We start from the raw sequence: 19,212 nt of genomic DNA on the forward strand, positions 1-19,212 counted from the left end.
AAACAGGTGAAAACGAACGGAATGGTAAAAAAGACCAGAATTAAAGATATTGCGGCGGCCTGCGGCGTGTCGATTGCCGCAGTATCAAGAGCGCTAAAAGGGCAGCCGGGGCTTAGCGAGGAGACTCGTCAGCGGATCCTGTCGATAGCGGAAGCCGAAGGCTATGATTTTAGCCGCTTGCGCAACGGTCGCATCAAGCGGCTGCTGTTTTTAATGCACAGGGAACACAATATTGCCAGCGCTCTGCCGTTCTATTCGACCGTCATGCTTGGCGTTGCGGACGCTTGTAGAGAAAATGAAATTGCCATGAGCTTCCAGCCCATTGGTCCGGGAGATTCAGTTGGCGAGTTGATTAATCTCCATCAGCCTGACGCGCTGATCTGCGCGGGTTATCTTGAAGCAGAGATACTGGCGGAATTGAAAAAAACGGCGCTCCCCGTTGCCCTGGTTGATTTGTGGGCGGCGGATTTTCCCTGTGCCAATCCTGACAACTATCACGGCGGATTTATCGCCACCCGGCACCTGCTTGAACAGGGAAGAAAGCGTATTGCCTTACTCGGCCATTCACAGCACCATTACAGCATCCGTCAGCGTACTGAAGGCTATCTGCAGGCGCTGTTTGATGCCGGAATTTCTCTGGCCGAGGAGTATCGAGTCGAAGTCCCCCCGGTCAAGGAGATAGAAAAACCGCTGGTAGAAGGCATGGAGAAACTGCTGGCGCTACCGCAGCCGCCGGATGCTATCTTTGCTTATAACGATATGGCGGCGCTGGTGGCGATGAGAGTTTGCGCGCGGAAGGGCATCAAGGTGCCGGATGAGATTGCGATCGTCGGTTTCGATGATATTGAAGCTGCTGCCTGGGCCTGGCCGCCGTTAACCACGGTGGCCATTGATAAGCGTGAGCTTGGCCGCGATGCGTTCCGTCTTTTACTCAGCGATGAGGGTGACAGAAACCTGTTGTTGCCGGTGCGGTTAGTGGTTCGCGAGAGTTCATTGCGGTTGCGTCCGCAGGCATAATCCGGCAAAGTCTGCGCCATCGTGTGAAAGGGGCAATCATCGTGAAGCGACTCATTATCGGTATCTCTGGCGCCAGCGGCGCAATTTACGGCGTACGCCTGCTCCAGGTTTTGCGCGAGGTGCCTGATGTCGAAACCCATCTTATTTTAAGCCAGGCCGCCCGTCAGACGCTGGCGCTGGAGACGGACTTCTCCCTGCGCGAGGTGCAGGCGTTGGCCGACGTAGTGCACGATGCCCGTGATATCGCCGCCAGTATCTCTTCCGGCTCTTTTAAAACCGCCGGGATGGTGATTTTGCCATGTTCAATGAAAACGCTTTCCGGCATTGTTCATAGCTATACCGATGGGCTGCTGACCAGAGCGGCGGACGTGGTGCTTAAAGAGCGTCGCCCGCTGGTGCTGTGCGTTCGGGAAACGCCGTTCCACCTCGGTCATCTGCGTCTGCTGGTCCAGGCGGCGGAAATGGGCGCAGTGATTATGCCGCCGGTTCCGGCGTTCTATCATCGTCCTGAAAGCCTTGACGATGTGATCAATCAAACGGTCAATCGCGTTATCGATCAGTTTGATATCTCTCTTCCTGCAGACCTCTTTACCCGCTGGCAGGGCGCGTAGGGCGCACTAACATAGTGCGCTTTCTTCACCTCTGCGCTCCTGCAGTGCAATTTTGTCGCCTCGATCAAATCCTCAACATTTAATTTGTTTTTTTGCGCTACGGCGCTGCGGTTTATCCATTATTGCTGGTATCTTCCCTTTCAAGACAAACTTGCAACCTTTATTTAACAAATTTAACGCCGTTTCCAGCACGCACTGAGAGAATGGCATAAAACGTGCAAGATTTGTCGGCAGCACCAATAACAAGACAACGCATGACATAACAACATCACGACACTTAAGGGTAACCTATGAAGAAGACGGTCCTGGCTTTCTCTTTAATGATGGGCATTTGCAGCGCTTCCAGCGCCTTCGCCGCGCTGCCGCAGAGTATTCGCATTGGCACCGATGCCACCTACGCGCCTTTTTCTTCTAAGGATGCGAAAGGGGATTTCGTGGGTTTTGACATTGATTTGGGTAATGAGCTCTGTTCGCGCATCAAAGTAAAATGTACCTGGGTTGGCAGCGATTTCGACTCCCTGATCCCATCGCTGAAGGCGAAGAAAATCGACGCCATCATCTCTTCGTTATCGATCACCGAAAAACGCCAGCAGGAAATCGCGTTCTCTGACAAGCTCTACGCGGCGGACTCTCGCCTGATTGCCGCCAAAGGCTCACCGATTCAACCGACGCTGGAATCTCTGAAAGGCAAGCACGTCGGCGTTCTGCAGGGCTCCACCCAGGAGGCCTACGGCAATGAACGCTGGCGCAGCCACGGGGTAGACGTCGTGGCTTATCAGAATCAGGACTTAATCTACTCAGACCTCGCCGCGGGCCGCCTGGATGCCGCCTTGCAGGATGAGGTCGCCGCCAGCGAAGGCTTCCTCAAGCAACCAGCCGGTAAAGATTTTGCCTTTGCCGGACCTTCTGTTAAAGACAAAAAATTCTTCGGAGATGGCACCGGTATTGGCCTGCGTAAGGACGATAGCGAACTGAAGGCAGCTTTTGATAAAGCCCTGGCTGAGCTTCGCAAAGACGGCACCTACGACAAAATGGCGAAGAAATACTTCGACTTCAACGTTTACGGTGATTAAGTCGCCCGCTGGCCCGGATTCCGGGCCACGAGTATCTATTTCTGTCTGATATTGGTGCAACGGTGCTTTAAGCGGATCAATTTGGTGCAGGAAATTGCGCACTCTATGTTAAAAAGTGCATAGTTAAGCGTTTCCGATGCGAAAAAATTTGCTTTCCGGCGCAGAATGCTTTGCCTTACCGGGGCGAATAATGGCACGATAACTGCCGTAAGTACTTCTAATAAATCCATTAGAATGACAGTCTGTTGAGGATAGTTATGAAAAAACTGGCGTTGTCTCTCTCCTTAGCGCTGGCCCTTTCCAGCGTTTCCACCGTATTCGCAGCAATTCCGCAAAAAGTCCGCATTGGCACCGATCCTACTTATGCCCCGTTCGAATCAAAGAATGCACAGGGTGAATTGGTTGGTTTTGACATCGATCTGGCAAAAGAGCTGTGTAAGCGCATCAATACGCAATGTACCTTCATTGAGAACCCGCTGGACGCGCTGATCCCTTCTTTAAAAGCGAAGAAGATCGACGCCATTATGTCTTCGCTTTCGATCACCGAAAAACGCCAGCAGGAAATTGCCTTCACCGACAAACTTTACGCGGCTGATTCTCGCCTGGTCGTCAAAAAAGGCAGCGATATCACGCCAGACCTTGCGAAGCTGAAAGGTAAGCGCATTGGCGTTCTGCAGGGCACCACACAAGAAACCTATGGCAATGAACACTGGGCGCCGAAAGGTATTGAAATCGTTTCCTATCAGGGCCAGGACAATATCTATTCTGATTTGACCGCCGGACGTATTGACGCGGCGTTCCAGGATGAAGTTGCCGCCAGCGAAGGCTTCCTCAAACAGCCTGTTGGCAAAGATTATCAGTTCGGCGGCCCGTCGATTAAAGACGAGAAGCTGTTTGGCGTCGGCACCGGAATGGGGCTGCGCAAAGAGGATAATGAGCTGCGTGAAGCATTAAATAAAGCCTTTGCCGAGATGCGCCAGGACGGCACCTACGACAAGCTGGCGAAGAAATATTTCGATTTTAACGTGTACGGCGACTAACCATCCCGCGTACCCCATCGCGCGTGACTTAGCGCGCGATGGTTGATGACAGACAGGGCAGACAGCATGCTGTACGGTTTTTCTCAGGTTATTTTTCAGGGCGCGCTGGTCACCCTTGAGCTGGCGTTAAGCTCGGTCGTTCTGGCAGTGCTTATCGGCTTGGCAGGCGCGGGGGCGAAGCTTTCCAGCAATCGTCCGCTGGCGCTGATTTTTGAAGGCTATACCACCTTAATTCGCGGCGTACCCGATCTGGTGCTGATGCTGCTGATTTTCTACGGGTTGCAGATCGCGCTCAACGCGCTGACCGATGCGCTTGGCCTCGCGCAGTTTGATATCGACCCCATGGTCGCGGGGATTATCACTCTGGGCTTTATTTACGGCGCTTACTTCACCGAAACCTTTCGCGGCGCCTTCCTGGCGGTACCGAAGGGACATATTGAAGCGGCAACGGCCTTCGGCTTCAGCGGCGGGCAGACCTTTCGCCGCATTCTGTTTCCGGCAATGATGCGCTATGCGCTGCCCGGAATTGGCAATAACTGGCAGGTGATCCTCAAAGCGACTGCACTGGTCTCATTGCTGGGGCTGGAAGATGTGGTTAAGGCAACTCAGCTGGCGGGTAAAAGCACCTGGGAGCCTTTCTACTTCGCTATCGTCTGCGGCCTGATTTATCTGGTGTTTACCACGGTTTCCAATGGTGTGCTGCTGATGCTCGAACGCCGTTATTCTGTTGGCGTGAAGAGGGCTGACCTGTGATTGATATTATTCAGGAGTACTGGAAATCTCTGCTGTGGACCGACGGCTATCGCTTCACCGGCGTAGCGATTACGCTCTGGCTGCTGATCTCTTCAGTCGTGATGGGCGGCATACTCGCGGTTTTTCTTGCCATAGGCCGGGTATCGAGCAACAAATTTATCCAGTTCCCAATCTGGCTTTTCACCTATATCTTTCGCGGTACCCCGCTGTATGTGCAGCTGCTGGTGTTCTATTCCGGTATGTACACGCTGGAGATCGTCAAAGGTACAGAACTGCTGAACGCCTTCTTTCGTAGCGGTCTGAACTGTACGGTACTGGCGTTGACGCTGAATACCTGCGCTTATACCACGGAGATTTTTGCCGGAGCGATTCGTTCAGTGCCGGCGGGAGAGATCGAAGCCGCCCGCGCGTACGGTTTTTCTGCGGTCAAAATGTATCGCTGCATTATTTTGCCTTCCGCGCTGCGTATTGCTCTGCCTGCCTACAGCAACGAAGTGATCCTGATGCTGCATTCCACCGCGCTGGCCTTTACCGCCACGGTGCCGGATCTGCTGAAAATTGCCCGTGATATCAACTCGGCAACCTACCAGCCATTTACCGCTTTTGGCATTGCCGCAGTTCTGTATTTAATTATCTCCTATGTGCTGATTAGCTTATTCCGCAGGGCGGAAAAGCGCTGGCTGCAGCATATCAAACCTTCTTCGACGCATTGAGAACGCCATGTCCGACAATAAATTAAATGTAATCGATCTGCATAAACGTTACGGCGAACACGAGGTGCTGAAAGGCGTTTCGCTGCGGGCGAAAGCCGGGGACGTGATCAGTATTATTGGCTCATCCGGTTCCGGTAAAAGCACCTTTCTGCGCTGCATTAACTTTCTTGAAAAGCCCAGCGAAGGGACAATTGTGGTTAACGGGCAGAACATTGGTCTGGTTCGTGATAAAGACGGTCAGCTCAAGGTGTCGGATAAGAACCAACTGCGTCTGCTGCGGACTCGCCTGACGATGGTGTTCCAGCATTTCAATCTCTGGAGCCATATGACGGTGCTGGAAAACGTGATGGAAGCGCCGATTCAGGTTTTGGGCCTGAGCAAACAGGAAGCGCGCGAGCGGGCGGTGAAATATCTGGCGAAGGTGGGGATTGACGAACGCCAGCAGATTAAATATCCGGTGCATCTCTCCGGCGGCCAGCAGCAGCGCGTGTCCATCGCCCGCGCGCTGGCGATGGAACCCGATGTGCTGCTGTTTGATGAACCGACGTCGGCGCTTGATCCTGAACTGGTGGGTGAAGTGTTGCGCATTATGCAGCAGCTGGCTGAAGAGGGGAAAACCATGGTCGTGGTCACCCATGAGATGGGCTTTGCGCGCCACGTCTCCTCTCACGTAATCTTCCTGCATCAGGGCAAGATAGAAGAAGAGGGGCACCCTGACGAAGTCTTCGGTAATCCGAAAAGCCAGCGCTTGCAGCAGTTCCTGAAAGGCTCTTTAAAGTAATCCCTGTCCTGCCCCCGGCGGAATACTCTCCGTCGGGGCGGCTAACGCTCCAGCCGATATACCCAGTCGTCGTAATCAATTCCGTTCAGGCGATAGGCTTTTTCGAGCACCTGAATGCGGATAAAACCGTGTTTTTCCAGCAGACGAGAGGAACCAGCGTTACTGCCCAGCACCCAGGCATTGATGGCGTGAACGCCGAGCTGCTGAAAACCGTAGTCGCAAATCGCTTTTAGCGCTTCGCTGGCGTACCCTTTCCCCTGAGCTTCGGGCAGGAGTGCGTATCCGACATCCGCTTCGTGCGGGTTTTTACTGCTGATGCGCAGCCCGATATCGCCAATTGCCGCGCCGCTGGCATCACGTAAAACGAATACGCCAGGGTCTGCGCAGCGGGACTCAAACAGCGTCCGCAGCGCCGGCTCCTCAAGAAGTTCTCCCATATAGCGCATCACTTCTGGATCTCGCCGTAAGCGCAGAAAAAAAGGCCAGTCGGATGCGTTAAACCCAGAGAGACGCAGGCGCGGAGTGGTGAGTGTTATCATAAAGCAGTCCATACAAGTGGATTCTTCCGCCACCTTAACACCATAAAGCCGCGGAATGTTTATGCCTTTAAGCAACCGTCGGTGAAGCCTGGCGCTGACTTTCCAGCCCGCTAAGATAGTGCAACACGGTTTTGCTCTCCCGCGTAGCCCTCAGCTGCAGCGCCAGATTGAGATCGTCCAGCACCTCGGCGTGGGCGACCAGCGCTGAGTCTTCAGCAAGTCGTCCCTCCGTTACCAGCCAGCCAACGATGGTTTTCCAGCGCCATAGCGGCGAATTGCCTTTAACGCGCTGCACCGGTCCCGGAAACTGGCCCGAGCCTCGCGCGCCATCTTTCAATAAGGCGACGGCCTGTCGCGTCAGGCCGGTGAGTTCGGCAATATCGCTTAATCCTACCAGCGCGGAATCGACGGATTCGACTCGCGCATTCAGAGCCGGAGCGGATTCGATATCAGCAATGGCTGACAGAATAGCCTGCTCAAGAGAGTCTCTTTCGCGATCGAACTCCAGATAGACCGCCGTTCCGTAAAAACAGACCAGGGCGTCAGCGCAGCCTGCGGCATGCAGTGCATCTTCCAGACCCACGGTACGAGAAGTTACGCCGGAGAGGGTGAGCGTAAAATTATACAGCGCCATTGTTTAATCCTTCTTGTGGTTAAGCTGACCCGAGGCAGGCGGCTGGCAGCGGTCGACCATTCTGATAATTTGCCTGGCGTGGTTAATGGGTACCGCAGGCGTTGACCAGATGCTCATCATATGTTCCCGGTGCCGGGCCGTCCCACACATCAACCTGCCAAAACAGTGAACGCTTTTGCCGCCAGTGATAAAAATCCAGCCCCGTGCCAGCGAGTAGTCAATAGCTGCTCTGATATGTTTATCCGGATGTTCCTTCATCAATTCATCCTGGTAATGTTGAATAAGTTGTTGACGAATGTCAACGGTGTGGTGGTGTTAAATTACACACAGGGGTTATGGCAGAGTGAAAGACATATCACTGGAATAAGATTCACAGTTAAGGCGACAGAGGAATGGTGATTTTTGCGCGCTGCGAGGCGGGTTCAACAAATTAATTAATCAGGGAGAGCGATACTCTCCCTGAGAGACCTGGACTACCGCAGCACGTCGGCCAGCGCCTCTTCCAGATCGTACCAACGAAAGCCAAATCCGGCCGCTTCCAGGCGTTTAGGCAGCGCGCGCTGGCCGCCGAGTACCAGAACGGAAGATTCTCCCATCAGCAGACGAATAGCCGCCGCCGGGACGCGGAAAATCGCCGGACGGTTTAGCGCATGGCCCAGCGCATGAGCGAACTGCTCGTTACGAACCGGGTAAGGGGAAACCATATTAAACGGCCCGCGCAGGTCGTTATCAAGCAGCCACAGTATACCGTTGACCATATCGTCGATGTGGATCCAGGCCAGATACTGTCTGCCGCTGCCGATAGGGCCGCCGAGGCCAAGCTTAAAGGCGGGCGCCATTTTGGCCAGAATGCCGCCTCGCGGCGCCAGCACCACCCCGGTACGCAGCAGGCATACGCGGGTGCGATCGCTCTGCGCTTCGCAGGCAATCTGCTCCCAGCGGGCGCAAAGCTTGTGGGTAAACTCATTATGCGGCGGCTCTTCTTCGGTGACGACAACTTCGCCGAGATCGCCATAATAGCCGGCGGCTGAACCGCTAATCAGCACCGCGGGCGGCGCGTCGCTGGCGTTGATTAGGGTGACCAGCTTTTGGGTGATATCCCAACGGCTGTGGCAGAGGCGCTGCTTCTGCTCCGCCGTCCAGCGTTTATCGGCGATAGGTTCGCCTGCCAGATTGATGACGGCATCAAAACCGTTAAGATTCACCTGATGCTCAAAATCGCGCCACAGAGTGACGCGAGAATCGAGGCGGTTTTTCGCCTTTTCAGGGCTGCGGGTTGAAACCGTTACGCGATGCCCCAGCTCCAGCAGCCGGGGTATCAGATGCCGGCCAATCAGGCCGGTACCGCCAGTAAGCAGAACGTTCATAGCGCCTCCCGAAGATGCATCTAGCGCCGCCAGCTCATCGTCATGGAGACGGAATCGGCGTAGCGCAGTGCATGCAGTTTGTCGATCTCTACTTCAGCATATGTGACCCAGTGATGTTCGCGTGCGATGTCGAGCACATCCTGAGTTAATTTTTCCAGTAGAGAAAAGCGGTTATTTTCGATATGACTAATAATGCGCTTAGTAATGGTGCGGTAGTTCAGCGCATCGTTAATATCTTCGCTGTTGCGTGATTTCTCCGCCGGATAGTGGATAGCGACGTTGACCACCACATCCTGGCGGTTGGCGATCTCTTCCTCTTTAATTCCGATAAAAGTACGCAGGCGCAGGTTCTTAATTCGAATAATGGCGTCTGGTTGAGACATTGCAGGCTTCCTCCGGGTAGTAATTTCCGCCATCATACATCAAAGCTTCCCGGCCGAGCAGGGGGTTACCAGGCTTCTGTTTTCAGAAGCGCCTCAACGGTCGCCGGGCGATGACGAATGCGTTCAAACCAGTTGTGAACCGCCGGAAAACTGGCGAGGTCGATGCGCTGGCGCTGATGGGCATTCACCCACGGCCAGCAGGCGATATCGGCGATACTGTAGTGGTTGCCGCCCAGCCAGGGGCTCTCGCCAAGGCGCCGGTTGAGCACGCCGTACAGCCGCTGAGTTTCAACCTGATAGCGCTCGATGGCATAGGGTACCGCCTGCGGGGCGCAGTGGTTAAAGTGGTGGTTTTGCCCGAGCATCGGCCCTAAACCGCCGACCTGCCAGAATAACCACTGGAGCGTAGCGTGGCGCTCGCGGAGCTCACCGCTCAGTAACTTGCCGCTTTTTTCTGCAAGGTAGAGCAGGATTGCTCCGGACTCAAACAGGTTTAACGGGCCACCGCCGTCGGCGGGTTCATGGTCAACGATCGCCGGGATCTTGTTATTTGGCGAAATCGCAAGGTAGGAGGGTTGGAACTGCTCCCCTTTGCCGATATCCACCCGGATGAGACGATAGGCCAACTGAGCTTCTTCGAGGAAGAGCGTGATTTTGTGGCCATTGGGAGTGGGTGCGTAGTAAAGATCGATCATGAAAATCCCTCGCCGTTACGGGTCGCAAACTTTTCGAGTATAGGTGAACTGACGTTATTCGGCAGGCTAACCGAATCCGGGATGATTTTTGCCAGGCAAGTTCACCGCAATTAAGTATGTAAGATCCTCAAGGCGACGGTCAGTGACATCTTCTGAAAGACAGGCTATGTTGGCTTATCGCCCCATTACATTAGCCATTGAGGATGCTATGAGCCAGTCCGCGATTACCCTGTGGTCCGACGCCGATTTTTTCTCGCCCTATGTGATGTCCGTGTACGTTGCCCTGCAGGAAAAGAGCCTGCCTTTTACTCTAAAAACCGTCGATCTCGACAGCGGCGAGCATCTGCAAAGCGGCTGGAAAGGCTACAGCGTGACGCGGCGCGTACCGCTGCTGGAGGTCGGTGAGTTCTTCCTGAGCGAATCCTCCGCGATTACCGAATATCTCGATGAACGCTTCGCGCCTCCGGAGTGGGAGAGGCTGTATCCGCATGACCTGCAAAAGCGCGCGCGGGCGCGTCAAGTGCAGGCCTGGCTGCGTAGCGATTTAATGCCGATTCGTGAAGAACGCTCGACGGCCGTGGTTTTTGCCGGAGAAAAGAAACCGCCGCTCAGCGAAGCCGGGAAAAAAAGCGCCGGCAAGCTGTTTGAAACGGCTGGCGTTCTGCTATCCCATGGCGGGCAGAATTTATTTGGCGAATGGTCTATAGCCGATACCGATCTTGCGCTGATGCTCAATCGTCTGGTTCTGAACGGCGATGAGGTTCCGACCGCGCTGGCTGATTATGCCACCTTCCAGTGGCAGCGAGCGTCAGTCCAGCGCTACGTCGCACTCTCAGCCAAACGAGCGGGCTGATAAGCGTCAGCGGTTCCGTTATCATAGCGGCATCGTAATGCGTGGAGATGAATTGTATGAAGCTGATGTTTGCCTCGGATATCCATGGCTCTCTACCTGCAGCCGAACGCGTGCTTGAGCTGTTCGCGCGAAGCGGGGCGCAGTGGCTGGTTATTCTCGGTGATGTGCTGAATCACGGACCGCGTAACGCGCTTCCTGAAGGTTATGCCCCGGCCCAGGTCGCAGAGGCGTTAAACCGCGTAGCGGAGCGGGTGATTGCCGTTCGCGGCAACTGCGACAGCGAAGTCGATCAGATGCTGCTCCATTTCCCCATAACCGCCCCCTGGCAGCAGGTTTTGAGCGAGCGAACCCGCCTGTTTCTCACTCACGGACATCTGTACAGCCCCGATAATTTGCCTCCACTCGCCGCTGGCGATGTGCTGGCTTACGGCCATACTCATATTCCGGTAGCCGAGAAACGCGGCGAGATTTTTCTCTTCAATCCCGGCTCGGTCAGCATCCCTAAAGGGGGATTTACCGCCAGCTACGGTCTTCTGAACGAGGGGCGATTGCAGGTTTTAGCACTCGATGATCATCAGGTTATTGCAGAGGTCGCAATTTACCCGTAATTTACCCCTCAATCGTATAGACGCGCCGCGAGAGCGCTTTAAAAAGTAAGGTTTCCTGATGGCGGAACAGAATCATTTGGCAAGCACAGAATGGGTCGATATTGTTAATGAAAACAACGAGGTGATAGCACAATCCAGCCGCGAACAAATGCGCGCGGAGTGTCTGCGTCATCGCGCGACCTACATTGTTGTTCATGATGGGATGGGCAAAATCCTGGTGCAGCGTCGTACCGAAACGAAAGATTTCCAGCCGGGCATGCTGGACGCCACCGCCGGTGGCGTAGTGCAGGCTGATGAGCAAATGCTGGAGTCCGCGCGCCGCGAGGCGGAAGAAGAGCTCGGCATTGCCGGCGTGCCCTTCGCTGACCACGGGCAGTTCTACTACGAAGATAAGCACTGCCGCGTCTGGGGCGGTCTGTTTAGCTGCGTATCGCACGGACCGTTCGCGCTGCAAGAAGAAGAAGTGAGCGAAGTGTGCTGGCTGACGCCGGAAGAGATCACCGCCCGCTGCGATGAGTTCACTCCGGATTCATTAAAAGCGCTGGCGCTGTGGATGACCCGCAATGCCAACAATGAGCCAACAAAAGCCGAAAAACAGGAAGAGGCGGAATAGCCTTTAGCAGCTATCCCGCATGCATAAACTGGACGCGATGGGTTTCCTGTCGCTCCAGTTTCCCTCATTAAAACGCTCCAGAAGGGCTCGCCCGGCTTCTATACCAATCTTGTGGTGCGGCACAGCCATGGTCGTTAACGGCGGCTGGCACACCCGACTCACGTCACTGTCGCCAAAGCCGACGACGGCTAAATCATCAGGCACCTTGATACGCCGACGCTGGCACTCATACAGCGCCCCGCATGCCAGCTCATCGGAAACGCAGACCAGCGCATCGAGTTCTGGCCATGCCAGCAAAAACTCCGGCAGCTGCGAAGCGCCGGTGGAAAAGTTGGCCGGTAGCGCAGCGTTAATCACCCGGTTAGGCGACATATGATGGCGCAGCATGGCCTTGTACCACCCCTGCAAATGCTGCTGAAAAATCCACTGTTCCTGATTGGCGCACAGTAGACCGATATTCTGATAGCCGCGGTGAATGAGCATCTCCGTCAGCTCGAACATCGCCGCTACGTTATCAATGCCGATATTCATGTCGATAGGATCGGCGCGCATCGCCCCCATTTCCACCACCGGAATCGAGGCGTTTTGCAGCCAGTGGCGTACGGTATCGCTATGTTCAACGCTAAGCAGAATGGCGGCGGCGATATTCGAAGCCAGCAGCGTTTCCAGCAACTTTTCTTCCTGCTCAAGACGGTGCTGCGATTCCGCGAGCATGATTTGATAACCCGCCGGCTGTAGTACCTGCTGAAGCCCGGCAAACATCGCTGAGCAGCCCGCCTCCGCCAGATTGGGGACCACCATCGCGATAGTTCTTGAAGAGGCTGATGCCAGGGCGCTGGCGGCGAGGTTAGGCATATACCCGAGTTCTTGCACCGCCGCTTCGATTTTTTCACGGAGTTTATCGGAAACTTGTTCCGGCGTGCGAAGCGCGCGGGATACGGTCATGGTTCCCACACCTGCCAGCTGAGCAACATCGGCGATCGTCACTTTACCGGTACTACGCCGTTTTCGGGTTAGAGACATACATATTCCTGCTAAACAGACGTTTTTTATTTTCATCCATTCCTTCACGTGTCAGGGAGTATACGCCTTAACCGGGGCTTTTTGCTGCGTTTTCACAGGATGATTGTGAATTGATAGCGCTATCACAAATCTGAATGTTCCTTTTTGGTAGCGCTATCTTTGTGATCGTTCTCGCAGATAACTCTTCCCTGCTTGCATAAAGTTTGCCCATCTTTTGCTAAAAGACGGGGGATAAAATGCTCAACACATGGCTCTCTGATGCCACCATTGCGCTGCGGCAGAACGTAGACAGCTGGCCCCAGGCGCTGGATATCTGCGCCTGGCCGCTGCTCGAGGCCGGCGTTATCGAACCTGCTTACGTGAAGGCGATCGTGGAGCAGCATCGCAGGCTGGGGCCGTATTACGTGCTGGCGCCGGGACTGGCGATGCCGCATGCGCGGCCAGAGGAGGGGGCAAAGGGCTTAGGACTATCGCTGTTGAAACTGGAACAGGGCGTATCGTTTGGCTCTGAGGAGTTCGACCCGGTTGATATTATCATTATGCTTGCGGCACCGGATAAACATAGCCATCTCGAAATGATCGCGGCTCTGGCGGAATTATTTTCCAGCGATGAAGATATGCATCAATTACATCAGGCAACCGGCCTTGAGGAGATTAAAAAAATCATCGCACGCTTCTGAGTTAATTTAAACATCCGACTTATCGGACATTACGCGCCTGCGTGATGCGGACCTACTCTACCCAAAAAAGGTGATAACAATGAAAATTATGGCAATTTGCGGTTCTGGCCTGGGCAGCAGTTTTATGGTTGAAATGAATATTAAAAAAGTGCTTAAAAAGCTCGAAATCGAGGCCGAGGTAGAGCACTCCGATCTGTCGTCGGCAACTCCTGGCGCGGCGGATCTGTTTGTGATGGCGAAAGATATTGCTGCCAGCGCCAGCGTACCGGAAAGCCAGCTGGTGGTGATTACTAACATCATCGATATTAATGAACTCGAAGCGCAGCTGCGCGCGTGGTTCGCCAGACAATAACTATTTATAGCGAGGTGGATATGTTTATCCTTGAAACGCTGAATTTTGTTGTTGATATTCTTAAAGTCCCTTCAGTACTGGTCGGTTTAATTGCGTTAATTGGTCTGGTGGCGCAAAAAAAATCTTTCTCCGACGTTGTGAAGGGAACAATTAAAACTATTCTGGGCTTTATCGTTCTCGGCGGTGGTGCGACGGTATTAGTCGGCTCGCTGAATCCATTGGGGGGGATGTTTGAACACGCATTTAATATTCAGGGAATTATCCCTAATAATGAGGCGATAGTTTCTATTGCGCTGGAAAAATATGGTGCTTCAACCGCGCTGATTATGGCGTTTGGGATGGTGGCAAATATTGTGGTCGCCCGGTTTACGCGCCTGAAGTACATTTTTCTCACCGGGCACCACACCTTCTATATGGCCTGCATGATTGGCGTGATTCTCACCGTGGCGGGTTTTGAGGGGGTCGGGCTGGTATTTACCGGTTCGCTGATCCTTGGCCTGGTCATGGCATTCTTCCCGGCGTTGGCCCAGCGCTATATGAAGCGTATTACCGGAACCGATGACATTGCTTTCGGCCACTTCGGCACTCTGGGCTACGTACTGTCGGGGTGGATCGGTAGCGTTTGCGGTAAAGGCTCGCGTTCAACAGAAGAGATGAACCTGCCGAAAAACCTGAGCTTCCTGCGCGACAGCTCCATCTCTATTTCGCTGACCATGATGATCATCTATCTGATTATGGCGGTGAGCGCAGGGCGTGAATACGTTGAAAGCACCTTCAGCGGCGGCCAGAACTACCTGGTCTACGCCATCATTATGGCGATCACCTTCGCTGCCGGGGTGTTCATCATCCTGCAAGGGGTACGCCTGATTCTGGCGGAAATCGTACCGGCTTTTACCGGGTTTTCGGAAAAGCTGGTGCCCAATGCCCGTCCGGCGCTGGACTGTCCGGTTGTTTATCCCTATGCGCCCAATGCGGTACTGATTGGCTTCCTGTTTAGCTTCCTCGGCGGGCTGGTCGGGCTGTTCCTCTGCGGGCAATTTAAGTGGGTGTTGATTCTGCCCGGCGTGGTGCCGCATTTCTTTACCGGCGCGACCGCTGGGGTGTTTGGCAACGCGACCGGCGGGCGGCGCGGGGCAATGATCGGCGCGTTTGCCAACGGTCTGCTGATCACCTTCCTGCCGGTGCTGCTCCTTCCTGTACTGGGGGCGATTGGTTTTGCCAACACCACTTTCTCGGATGCTGATTTCGGCGTCGTCGGCATTGTGCTGGGTAACCTGGCCCGCTATCTGTCGCCGTTTGCGATAACTGGCCTGGTTGTGGCGTTGTTCGTACTGCTGGTGGCGTACAACGTTTTTGCGAAAAAGAAATCTGTGGGCCGCGGCGCGCAGGAGAACAGCGGAGCGAAATCATGAATGTGCAAGAAGTGACTAAACTGGCGCGAGACATTCGCGTCGCAACCCTTAAATCGCTGACGGATCTCGGTTTCGGCCACTACGGCGGCAGTATGTCGGTCGTGGAAACGCTGGCGGTACTGTACGGCGCGGTGATGAAAATTGATCCCGCCGATCCGGACTGGCCCGAGCGCGACTACTTTGTGTTATCGAAAGGCCATGCCGGCCCGGCGCTGTATAGTACGCTGGCGATAAAGGGATATTTCCCGATGGAGGAACTAAGCACGCTGAACAAGAACGGTACGCGGCTGCCAAGCCATCCGGATCGGCTAAAAACGCGCGGCGTAGACGCTACAACGGGGTCGCTGGGGCAGGGGATTTCCATCGCTGGCGGGATGGCGCTGTCGCATAAGCTGGCGGGACGGACGAATCGTGTGTTCTGTATCGTTGGAGACGGTGAACTGAATGAAGGCCAGTGCTGGGAAGCATTCCAGTTTATCGCCCATCATCGCCTGAATAATCTGACCGTGTTTGTTGACTGGAACAAGCTACAGCTTGACGGCAGGCTGGATGAGATCATTCGCGCTTTTAATCTGGAAGATAAATTCCGCGCCTTTGGTTTTGATGTCGTGACCGTTAAAGGCGATGACGTTCCCGGACTGCTGGCTGCGGTACAGCCCGTTCCGCCCGTCGATGCGCGACCGCGGGTAGTCATTCTCGATAGCGTGAAAGGCCAGGGCGTGCCGTATCTCGAAAATCTCAGCAACAACCACCATTTGCGCCTGACGGGCGAAATGAAAGAGACGCTAAACGAGGCAATTCGCCAACTGGAGGCCGAACATGATTAAGCTTGCACCTGCAGGGCAAAAAGATGCCGTAGAGATGCGTAAGGTTTATGCCGGGTTCGTCGCAGAGCAGATTGCAGACAAGAGCCCAATCATCGCGCTGGAAGCGGATTTGATGAGTTCCATGGCGATGGACGGCGTCGCGCGGGAGCATCCGCAGCACGTCATCAACTGCGGCATCATGGAAGCCAACGTGATAGGCACTGCCGCCGGGCTATCGTTGACCGGACGCAAGCCGTTTGTGCACACCTTTACCGCTTTTGCCAGCCGCCGCTGTTTCGACCAGCTGTTTATGTCGCTCGATTATCAGCGGAATAACGTCAAAGTAATTGCTTCCGATGCGGGGGTGACCGCCTGCCATAACGGCGGAACCCATATGTCGTTTGAAGATATGGGGATTGTGCGCGGCCTGGCGCATTCGGTCGTGCTGGAAGTGACCGATGCGGTGATGTTCGATGAGATTCTGCGTCAGCTTATCGATCTCGACGGCTTCTACTGGGTTCGCACCATTCGCAAACAGGCGCCGAGCGTGTACGCGCCGGGTTCAACGTTCACCATTGGCAAAGGGAATGTGCTGCGCGAAGGTGAAGATATCACGCTGATTGCCAATGGGATTATGGTGGCGGAAGCGCTGGAGGCGGCGCGCCAGCTTGAGCAGGAAGGCGTTAGCGCGGCGGTGATTGATATGTTTACCCTGAAGCCCATTGACCGCATGCTGGTGAAAAATTACGCCGAAAAAACCGGGCGCATCGTGACCTGCGAAAACCACAGTATTCACAATGGACTGGGATCGGCGGTGGCGGAGGTGCTGGTGGAAACCTGTCCGGTACCGATGCGGCGCGTAGGAGTGAAAGAGCGCTACGGTCAGGTGGGAACGCAGGAGTTCTTGCAGAAGGAGTATGGCCTGACGGCGCATGATATTGTCTCAGCGGCGCGCGAGCTGCTGTAAATAAAAAAGGCGACCACCCGGTCGCCTTTTTTCATGCAGCGGGCAGATTATGCTTGCTGCTGGGACGACTGAATCGCGGTCAGGGCGATGGTATAGACGATATCGTCAACCAGCGCGCCGCGGGACAGGTCGTTCACCGGCTTACGCATGCCTTGCAGCATCGGCCCGATGGAGATCAGGTCGGCGGAACGCTGTACGGCTTTGTAAGTGGTGTTACCGGTGTTCAGATCCGGGAAGATGAACACGGTAGCGCGTCCGGCAACCGGGGAGTTCGGCGCTTTGGATTTCGCAACGTCAGCCATTACCGCAGCATCATACTGCAGCGGGCCGTCGATCATCAGGTCAGGACGTTTTTCCTGCGCCAGACGAGTTGCTTCGCGAACTTTCTCTACATCGCTGCCTGCGCCTGAAGTGCCGGTGGAGTAGGAGAGCATGGCCACGCGCGGCTCGATGCCAAAGGCAATTGCGGATTCAGCAGACTGAATGGCGATTTCAGCCAGCTGCTCAGCGGTCGGATCCGGGTTGATCGCGCAGTCGCCGTAAACGTAAACCTGTTCCGGCAGCAGCATGAAGAATACGGAGGAGACCAGAGAGCTACCAGGGGCCGTTTTGATCAGCTGCAGTGGCGGACGGATGGTGTTGGCGGTGGTGTGAACCGCGCCGGAGACCAGACCGTCAACTTCGTCTTGCTCCAGCATCAGGGTGCCAAGAACCACGTTGTCTTCCAGCTGCTCGCGAGCAACCGCTTCGGTCATACCCTTGCTCTTACGCAGCTCGACCAGGCGAGCTACGTAGCTTTCGCGAACCACTTCCGGATCGACGATTTCAATCCCGGCGCCCAGCTCTACGCCCTGAGACGCGGCAACGCGGGTGATTTCTTCCGGGTTGCCCAGCAGGACGCAGGTGGCGATACCGCGCTCGGCGCAGATAGCGGCGGCTTTAACGGTACGCGGTTCGTTACCTTCCGGCAGAACAACGCGCTTGCCTGCTTTACGCGCCAGCTCGGTGAGCTGATAGCGGAAGGCTGGCGGAGAGAGGCGACGGCTACGCTCGGAAGTCGCGGTGAGCGACTCGATCCAGTCAGCGTTAATGTAGTTAGCCACGTATTCCTGAACTTTCTCGATGCGCTCGTGATCGTCAACCGGAACTTCCAGGTTGAAGCTCTGCAGGCTCAGGGAGGTCTGCCAGGTATTGGTGTTGACCATAAATACCGGCAGGCCGGTCGCGAATGCGCGTTCGCACAGCTTGCTGATGCGCTCGTCCATTTCGTAGCCGCCGGTCAGCAGGATGGCGCCGATTTCCACGCCGTTCATCGCGGCCAGGCAGGCGGCGACCAGAACGTCGGGACGGTCTGCGGAAGTGACCAGCAGCGATCCTGCGCGGAAGTGCTCCAGCATGTGTGGAATGCTGCGTGCGCAGAAGGTCACGGACTTCACGCGGCGGGTATTAATGTCGCCTTCGTTGATGATGGTGGCGTTCAGGTGACGCGCCATATCGATCGCGCGGGTGGCGATCAGATCGAAGCTCCACGGCACCGCGCCCAGAACCGGTAATGGGCTACCGTTCTGCAGCTGAGCCGGATCGATCTTCACGACTTTCGCTTTGGAAGAGTCGTCGAAGATTTCTGACAGGTCAGGGCGAGTACGGCCCTGTTCGTCAACTGGCGCATTCAGCTTGTTGACGATTACGCCGGTAATGCTGGTGTTTTTCGCGCCGCCGAAGCTGCTGCGAGTCAGCTCAACGCGTTCTTTCAGCTGTTCCGGAGTATCGGTACCCTGGGACATGACGAAGACGATTTCAGCGTTCAGCGTTTTGGCGATTTCGTAGTTCAGCGACTGGGCAAACTGATGTTTGCGGGTCGGGACCAGACCTTCAACCAGCACCACTTCAGCATCCTGAGCGTTGGCGTGGTAGTTGGCGATGATCTCTTCCATCAGCACGTCTTTCTGGTTGCTGGAGAGCAGCGACTCAACGTGGCTCATCTTCAACGGTTCTGCGGCCGGAAGGTCGGAGTTCGCGCGAATGATGGTCGTCGTCTGGTCTGGCGCATCGCCACCGGCGCGTGGTTGAGCGATTGGTTTAAAGACGCTCAGGCGCACGCCTTTACGTTCCATAGCACGGACAACACCGAGGCTGACGCTGGTCAGGCCTACGCTGGTTCCGGTAGGGATCAGCATAATTGTACGGGACACGATATATCCTCTTTCGTTACCGCCAGTATCGGGCGGGATACAAAACTGCACCACCAGCTTCCCGTCATACTTCAAGTTGCATGTGCGTTGGCTTTACTTG

23 protein-coding genes are annotated in these 19,212 nt (G+C 55.1%); 15 read left to right on the forward strand and 8 right to left on the reverse strand.

The genetic code is table 11. The annotated features are described in order from the left end of the window. Positions 1-21 precede the first annotated feature (21 nt). From ABLV75_RS08605 to hisP, 7 genes are all read left to right on the forward strand, one after another. Complete coding sequence (locus tag ABLV75_RS08605; RefSeq protein ID WP_004104128.1) at positions 22-1,017, forward strand: LacI family DNA-binding transcriptional regulator; 996 nt, start codon at positions 22-24, stop codon at positions 1,015-1,017. 41 nt (positions 1,018-1,058) lie between these two features. Then, positions 1,059-1,628 carry a UbiX family flavin prenyltransferase gene (locus ABLV75_RS08610; RefSeq protein WP_004104126.1) on the forward strand — a complete coding sequence of 190 codons (570 nt, stop codon included), beginning with the start codon at positions 1,059-1,061 and terminating at the stop codon, positions 1,626-1,628. A gap of 290 nt (positions 1,629-1,918) precedes the next feature. Then, positions 1,919-2,701, forward strand: a complete 783-nt coding sequence (argT, locus tag ABLV75_RS08615) for a lysine/arginine/ornithine ABC transporter substrate-binding protein ArgT (protein ID WP_004104124.1) — start codon at positions 1,919-1,921, stop codon at positions 2,699-2,701. 257 nt (positions 2,702-2,958) lie between these two features. Next, a complete protein-coding gene (gene hisJ, locus ABLV75_RS08620; protein WP_016808381.1) occupies positions 2,959-3,741 on the forward strand; it encodes a histidine ABC transporter substrate-binding protein HisJ in 783 nt (260 codons plus the stop codon). Positions 3,742-3,807: 66 nt separating this feature from the next. Next, positions 3,808-4,494, forward strand: coding sequence for a histidine ABC transporter permease HisQ (locus ABLV75_RS08625; protein WP_004104120.1), 687 nt, complete (start codon positions 3,808-3,810; stop codon positions 4,492-4,494). Then, entirely contained in the window at positions 4,491-5,207 is a 717-nt protein-coding gene (hisM, locus tag ABLV75_RS08630; RefSeq protein WP_004104118.1) for a histidine ABC transporter permease HisM, read from the forward strand. The genes ABLV75_RS08625 and hisM overlap by 4 nt, the downstream gene beginning before the upstream one ends. 7 nt (positions 5,208-5,214) lie before the next feature. Then, on the forward strand, positions 5,215-5,988 hold the full coding sequence (gene hisP / locus ABLV75_RS08635) for a histidine ABC transporter ATP-binding protein HisP (protein WP_004104116.1): 774 nt from the start codon (positions 5,215-5,217) through the stop codon (positions 5,986-5,988). Between the two features lie 41 nt (positions 5,989-6,029). Here hisP and ABLV75_RS08640 read toward each other — a convergent pair whose 3' ends face one another. From ABLV75_RS08640 to yfcG, 6 genes are all read right to left on the reverse strand, one after another. Beyond that, complete coding sequence (locus ABLV75_RS08640) at positions 6,030-6,527, reverse strand: GNAT family N-acetyltransferase (RefSeq protein WP_004104114.1); 498 nt, start codon at positions 6,525-6,527, stop codon at positions 6,030-6,032. A gap of 67 nt (positions 6,528-6,594) precedes the next feature. Beyond that, entirely contained in the window at positions 6,595-7,161 is a 567-nt protein-coding gene (locus ABLV75_RS08645; RefSeq protein WP_004104113.1) for a hypothetical protein, read from the reverse strand. Positions 7,162-7,164: 3 nt separating this feature from the next. Further along, positions 7,165-7,419 carry a hypothetical protein gene (locus ABLV75_RS08650; RefSeq protein WP_004104111.1) on the reverse strand — a complete coding sequence of 85 codons (255 nt, stop codon included), beginning with the start codon at positions 7,417-7,419 and terminating at the stop codon, positions 7,165-7,167. Positions 7,420-7,634: 215 nt separating this feature from the next. Then, positions 7,635-8,528, reverse strand: coding sequence for a TIGR01777 family oxidoreductase (locus ABLV75_RS08655; protein WP_004104109.1), 894 nt, complete (start codon positions 8,526-8,528; stop codon positions 7,635-7,637). Positions 8,529-8,548: 20 nt separating this feature from the next. Next, positions 8,549-8,911, reverse strand: a complete 363-nt coding sequence (gene folX, locus ABLV75_RS08660) for a dihydroneopterin triphosphate 2'-epimerase (protein WP_004104107.1) — start codon at positions 8,909-8,911, stop codon at positions 8,549-8,551. Positions 8,912-8,976: 65 nt separating this feature from the next. Further along, positions 8,977-9,606 (reverse strand): GSH-dependent disulfide bond oxidoreductase, encoded by a 630-nt coding sequence (gene yfcG / locus ABLV75_RS08665; protein ID WP_004104106.1) that lies wholly within the window; start codon positions 9,604-9,606, stop codon positions 8,977-8,979. Positions 9,607-9,814: 208 nt separating this feature from the next. Between yfcG and yfcF the strand changes: the two genes are divergently transcribed. The 3 genes from yfcF to yfcD are packed head-to-tail and all read left to right on the forward strand — an operon-like array spanning position 9,815 to position 11,680. Further along, positions 9,815-10,459, forward strand: coding sequence for a glutathione transferase (yfcF, locus tag ABLV75_RS08670; RefSeq protein WP_004104105.1), 645 nt, complete (start codon positions 9,815-9,817; stop codon positions 10,457-10,459). Positions 10,460-10,515: 56 nt separating this feature from the next. Further along, positions 10,516-11,067 (forward strand): phosphodiesterase, encoded by a 552-nt coding sequence (gene yfcE, locus ABLV75_RS08675; protein WP_004104104.1) that lies wholly within the window; start codon positions 10,516-10,518, stop codon positions 11,065-11,067. A gap of 58 nt (positions 11,068-11,125) precedes the next feature. After that, positions 11,126-11,680, forward strand: a complete 555-nt coding sequence (gene yfcD / locus ABLV75_RS08680) for an NUDIX hydrolase YfcD (protein ID WP_004104103.1) — start codon at positions 11,126-11,128, stop codon at positions 11,678-11,680. A 3-nt stretch (positions 11,681-11,683) separates the two neighbouring features. Here the strand turns inward: yfcD and ABLV75_RS08685 are convergent, their stop codons facing one another. Next, on the reverse strand, positions 11,684-12,703 hold the full coding sequence (locus tag ABLV75_RS08685; RefSeq protein ID WP_004104102.1) for a LacI family DNA-binding transcriptional regulator: 1,020 nt from the start codon (positions 12,701-12,703) through the stop codon (positions 11,684-11,686). Between the two features lie 236 nt (positions 12,704-12,939). On the opposite strand from ABLV75_RS08685, the gene ABLV75_RS08690 reads away from it, so the two are divergent. The 5 genes from ABLV75_RS08690 to ABLV75_RS08710 all read left to right on the forward strand — a co-directional run bounded on the left by ABLV75_RS08690 (position 12,940) and on the right by ABLV75_RS08710 (position 16,920). After that, the gene (locus tag ABLV75_RS08690) at positions 12,940-13,383 is read left to right on the forward strand and encodes a PTS sugar transporter subunit IIA (protein ID WP_348854925.1); all 444 of its coding nucleotides are present in this window, start codon (positions 12,940-12,942) and stop codon (positions 13,381-13,383) included. A gap of 79 nt (positions 13,384-13,462) precedes the next feature. Further along, the gene (locus ABLV75_RS08695) at positions 13,463-13,735 is read left to right on the forward strand and encodes a PTS sugar transporter subunit IIB (protein ID WP_004104098.1); all 273 of its coding nucleotides are present in this window, start codon (positions 13,463-13,465) and stop codon (positions 13,733-13,735) included. Between the two features lie 20 nt (positions 13,736-13,755). Then, a complete protein-coding gene (locus tag ABLV75_RS08700; protein ID WP_004104096.1) occupies positions 13,756-15,147 on the forward strand; it encodes a PTS ascorbate transporter subunit IIC in 1,392 nt (463 codons plus the stop codon). Continuing rightward, positions 15,144-15,974: a transketolase gene (locus ABLV75_RS08705; protein ID WP_004104095.1), complete on the forward strand. Its 831-nt coding sequence runs from the start codon at positions 15,144-15,146 to the stop codon at positions 15,972-15,974. The genes ABLV75_RS08700 and ABLV75_RS08705 overlap by 4 nt, the downstream gene beginning before the upstream one ends. Next, positions 15,967-16,920 carry a transketolase family protein gene (locus tag ABLV75_RS08710; RefSeq protein WP_004104093.1) on the forward strand — a complete coding sequence of 318 codons (954 nt, stop codon included), beginning with the start codon at positions 15,967-15,969 and terminating at the stop codon, positions 16,918-16,920. The genes ABLV75_RS08705 and ABLV75_RS08710 overlap by 8 nt, the downstream gene beginning before the upstream one ends. Before the next feature lie 47 nt (positions 16,921-16,967). Here ABLV75_RS08710 and pta read toward each other — a convergent pair whose 3' ends face one another. Further along, positions 16,968-19,112 carry a phosphate acetyltransferase gene (pta, locus tag ABLV75_RS08715; protein WP_004114247.1) on the reverse strand — a complete coding sequence of 715 codons (2,145 nt, stop codon included), beginning with the start codon at positions 19,110-19,112 and terminating at the stop codon, positions 16,968-16,970. Between the last annotated feature and the right edge of the window lie 100 nt (positions 19,113-19,212).

It is taken from the genome of Klebsiella sp. CN_Kp066, from assembly GCF_040065135.1.
GTDB lineage: Bacteria > Pseudomonadota > Gammaproteobacteria > Enterobacterales > Enterobacteriaceae > Klebsiella > Klebsiella oxytoca.